Raw genomic sequence first — 3,822 nt, forward strand, 5'->3', positions numbered from 1 at the left:
TTCCTAGTTTGCTCTTTAATTTTCATTGAGTATTAAACTTTGATAGTTGAGATAATCAATAGCCCACCTATAAAAAGAGTTATAGTAAAATTCCTTATTTATTGATTTCAAGCTCCGACAACTGTGTTTGAATAACTGACAGTTCTGCACCAGCTTGAAGAAGAGCAGCTGCAGTATAGGCACCTTCTACAATTGGAACCCTATTGATCCTGATACTCTTATCACTGAAATCAGCCACCATTTCTAAGTTCATTTTAGCAGAACCTAGGTCAAAAAAGGCTAATAAAGTATCTGCTGGATTTTCGGAAACAACCCTATCTACTTGATCAAAACTCGTTCCAATTCCTCCATCTTCGGTTCCTCCTACATAAGTAATCGGAACATCTTTAGCTACTTCACTAATCAGTTCAACAACACCTTCTGCAATGTGTTTGGAATGTGAAACGATAACAAGACCAATACTTCCCATTAAACCACCCCAGTTTCTAAAAGAGCAGTAAAGAGTAATCCTGATGAGAATGATCCAGGATCAATATGTCCAAGAGAACGTTCTCCTACATAAGATGCCCTTCCTTTAGTTGCAAGTAAATCTTTGGTAGCATTCACTACCTGATCAATAACCTCTTGAGTCAACTGGCCATCAGACAAGGCGGCAATAACAGGAGTCCAAACATCAACCATTGTCTTTTCTCCAACTTCTGCTTTCCCGCGTTTGACAATCATATCCAAACCACTTTGTAAGATTTCTTCTAATTTCGAATTTGAATCAGCCTTGGCCATGCCCATAAAAGCAGAGCCATACAAGGGACCAGAAGCACCGCCTACCTTACTCAGTAGTTGCATTGAGACAAGTTTAAAAACATCACTGCTGGTCTCAAATTGCTTTCCTTCTAAGTTTTCCATAACTGCAGCCATGCCACGCGCCATATTTCCACCGTGGTCTCCATCTCCTATAGGGGTGTCTAGCTCACTAAGATAATCTTTCTGTTCTTGAATCTTTTCATTAAAAAGCTTCATCCATTCAAGAGCTTGTTCAGCATTCATGCAACATTTCCTCCTTGAGTCTTACCAAGCTGGAGTAGTAACAGGTGCATTTAGAGCATCCAACCACTCATCATCTGCCAATCGAATCAATGTTAATGACAAACCAGCCATATCGATTGAGGTCATATAGTTTCCAATTTTCTTAAATGCCAACTCAACACCTTTTTCATGGAGTAATTTAGCCACATCATTTGCAAATACATATTGCTCCATAAGAGGAGTGCTTCCTAAACCATTGATGAGAAGGCCATAGCGTTCACCAGCTTTAAGTTGGAAACCTTCAGATAGTTTTTCAACCAATTCTGAGGCCAATTGTGCGGAAGGTTGCATTTTCTCTTTTTTATATCCTGGCTCACCGTGAATACCAACTCCATATTCAAATTCATCATCTTCTAGAACAAATCCTGGTTTCCCAACTTCAGGAACAGTAGCGCCAGATAGAGCTAATCCAATTGTTTTAATTTCTAAGACAAGTTTGTCGGCCAAGTCCTTCATTTCAGATAATGATTTACCAGAACGAGCCGCATTACCCAAAATTTTATGGACTAAAATAGTACCTGCAACACCTCGACGACCTTGGGTATAGAGACTATTTTCAACAGCAATATCATCATCGACTACAACGCTTGCTACATCAATACCTTCCATTTCAGCAAGTTCTTGTGCAATTTCAAAGTTCATAATGTCACCAGAATAGTTCTTGATGACCATGAAAACTCCAGCACCTTCATCAGCCGCCTTGATGGCTTCTAAAATTTGGTCCGGAGTAGGTGAAGTGAAGACTGCTCCACAAATGGCAGCAGACAACATTCCTTCTCCTACAAATCCAGCATGACTTGGTTCATGTCCTGAACCTCCACCAGAAATGAGTCCAACTTTTCCTGTCTTTTCTGCCTTTCTAACGATGACATCAAAACCATCTAAGCGTTCTACCAAGTCATCATGCATGAATGACAATCCCTGCAACATTTCATCAACAACTTGTGTCGGTTCATTTATAATTTTTTTCATGAGAAACTCCTTTCGGTATTTACCTTTGTTTTCGCTTTCATTATATATTTTTTATCGCTGGATGATAAGGGACAGATTCTATTATTTGTCCCCTTTTAAACCCGTTTAAAACATTTTTTTGGTAAAATGAAGTAAGTAAAAGAAAGGTTTCCTATGGCATCATCACTTATTACAAAAAAACGGATTGCCAAGGCATTTAGAGACCTATTAGCTACTAGAGAATTTGACAAAATCTCCATTGTAGATATCATGGAATCAGCTGGCATTCGTAGACAGACCTTTTATAATCACTTTCTTGACAAATATGAACTGCTAGACTGGATATTTGAAAATGACTTAACCGAGTATATCACCAATAACTTGGACTTCATTTCGGGCCAAAAACTATTACAAGAACTATTTCTTTATTTCGAACAAGAGCGTGACTTTTATATTCAACTTTTTGATATTCAAGGGCAAAATAACTTCTATGACCACTTTATCAGCTACTGTCGCTTGCTTGTATCAAAAATTTTAAGAGAATATGGTCAGATTGATATTGATTCATCTGCTTATACTTGTTTTTTGTTAGACTATCATTCACATGCTCTAGCAGAAATCGTGAAGGCTTACGTCAATAAAAAAAGTCCAGTTCCACAACCAGACTTTCTAATCATGACAATTATTGGAAAGAGACCACAATGACATTTATTTCAAATCATAAACAGAAAATTATTTCAAGTTACATTTCAGCAACTGTTAGCAGTCATCCCGAATTAGAAAAACACCCTACTTTACCATTAGTCTATCAAAAAAATCGAAATCCTCATCAGGTTCCAATCTTGTCGGGTGGAGGTTCCGGTCACGAACCTGCGCATATTGGATATGTGGGAGAAGGAATGCTTACTGCTGCTATCTATGGCCAATTATTTACTCCACCTACAAGAACTGAAATCTTAGAGTCCATTCGTTTTTTAAACAATGGTCACGGTGTCTTCATCATTGTAAAAAATTTCGAAGCAGACATCAAAGAATTTAGCTGGGCCATTAACACCGCTAGACAAGAAGGAATTAAAGTCGGCTATAGTCTAGCACACGACGATATTTCTATTGAACCTCACAATAGATTTCAAATTAGAGGAAGGGGACTTGCAGGGACAATCTTACTTCATAAAATCCTAGGATATGCAGCTCAAAATGGTGCCGACATAGAGCAACTAACTGATTTAGGTCATGAACTTGCTCCCGAAATCGCAACAATTGGCTTTGCAACGAAAGCTGCTAGTCTCCCCCAAGCCCCCCTTCCACTATTTAACTTGGAAGAAGGAAATATTTCTTATGGTATTGGGATACATGGCGAAGAAGGCTATCGTATCGTCCCATTCCAATCATCGGAAATCCTTGCAAATGAAATTATAAGTAAATTAAGATTGCACTATCATTGGAAAAAGGGTGATCAATTTATATTGCTTGTAAATAATCTAGGTACTACTACCAACCTAGAAATGGGCATATTTATCAATGACATCCTTCAACTCTTAGAAATTGAAGGAGTCACTATTACCTTTATAAAATCAGGAACATTTATGACCAGTCTAGATATGGCAGGTATATCCGTAACTCTTTGCCCTGTAAAAAATAAGCAATGGTTAGAAGCGCTCAATGCTCCAACGACAGCTTTTGCATGGTAATTTGCTTGTATAACTCAAAAGGGCTACATCACTTGATAGCCCTTTGCTTTTATCTTATACTCAATGAAAATCAAAAAGCAAACTAGGAAACTAGCCG

At 38.0% G+C, this 3,822-nt stretch carries 5 protein-coding genes; 2 read left to right on the plus strand and 3 right to left on the minus strand.

Annotated elements, in window-relative coordinates; all coding sequences use genetic code 11:
- Window positions 1–94: 94 nt before the first annotated feature.
- Genes dhaM through dhaK form a run of 3 tightly spaced genes read right to left on the minus strand, consistent with a single transcriptional unit; the run spans window position 95 to window position 2,055 of the window.
- A complete protein-coding gene (gene dhaM / locus HT697_RS09685) occupies window positions 95–469 on the minus strand; it encodes a dihydroxyacetone kinase phosphoryl donor subunit DhaM (RefSeq protein ID WP_077805073.1) in 375 nt (124 codons plus the stop codon).
- On the minus strand, window positions 469–1,044 hold the full coding sequence (dhaL, locus tag HT697_RS09690; protein ID WP_024057029.1) for a dihydroxyacetone kinase subunit DhaL: 576 nt from the start codon (window positions 1,042–1,044) through the stop codon (window positions 469–471). Before dhaL ends, dhaM begins: the two co-directional genes overlap by 1 nt.
- A 21-nt stretch (window positions 1,045–1,065) precedes the next feature.
- Window positions 1,066–2,055: a dihydroxyacetone kinase subunit DhaK gene (gene dhaK, locus HT697_RS09695; RefSeq protein ID WP_173217886.1), complete on the minus strand. Its 990-nt coding sequence runs from the start codon at window positions 2,053–2,055 to the stop codon at window positions 1,066–1,068.
- A 153-nt stretch (window positions 2,056–2,208) separates the two neighbouring features.
- Here dhaK and dhaS point away from each other — a divergent pair, with 153 nt between their 5' ends.
- Both dhaS and dhaQ read left to right on the plus strand, forming a co-directional pair.
- On the plus strand, window positions 2,209–2,739 hold the full coding sequence (gene dhaS, locus HT697_RS09700) for a dihydroxyacetone kinase transcriptional activator DhaS (RefSeq protein ID WP_173217888.1): 531 nt from the start codon (window positions 2,209–2,211) through the stop codon (window positions 2,737–2,739).
- Window positions 2,736–3,725, plus strand: coding sequence for a DhaKLM operon coactivator DhaQ (dhaQ, locus tag HT697_RS09705; protein WP_023936903.1), 990 nt, complete (start codon window positions 2,736–2,738; stop codon window positions 3,723–3,725). Before dhaS ends, dhaQ begins: the two co-directional genes overlap by 4 nt.
- Window positions 3,726–3,822 lie beyond the last annotated feature (97 nt).

The organism is Streptococcus sp. 1621 (genome assembly GCF_013276615.1).
GTDB lineage: Bacteria > Bacillota > Bacilli > Lactobacillales > Streptococcaceae > Streptococcus.

Excerpts from the sequence above, each read along its gene's own strand:
- dhaQ (WP_023936903.1), top strand. The coding sequence starts at position 2,736 with ATGACATTTATTTCAAATCATAAACAGAAAATTATTTCAAGTTACATT.
- dhaL (WP_024057029.1), bottom strand. The coding sequence starts at position 1,044 with ATGAATGCTGAACAAGCTCTTGAATGGATGAAGCTTTTTAATGAAAAG.
- dhaM (WP_077805073.1), bottom strand. The coding sequence starts at position 469 with ATGGGAAGTATTGGTCTTGTTATCGTTTCACATTCCAAACACATTGCA.
- dhaK (WP_173217886.1), bottom strand. The coding sequence starts at position 2,055 with ATGAAAAAAATTATAAATGAACCGACACAAGTTGTTGATGAAATGTTG.
- dhaS (WP_173217888.1), top strand. The coding sequence starts at position 2,209 with ATGGCATCATCACTTATTACAAAAAAACGGATTGCCAAGGCATTTAGA.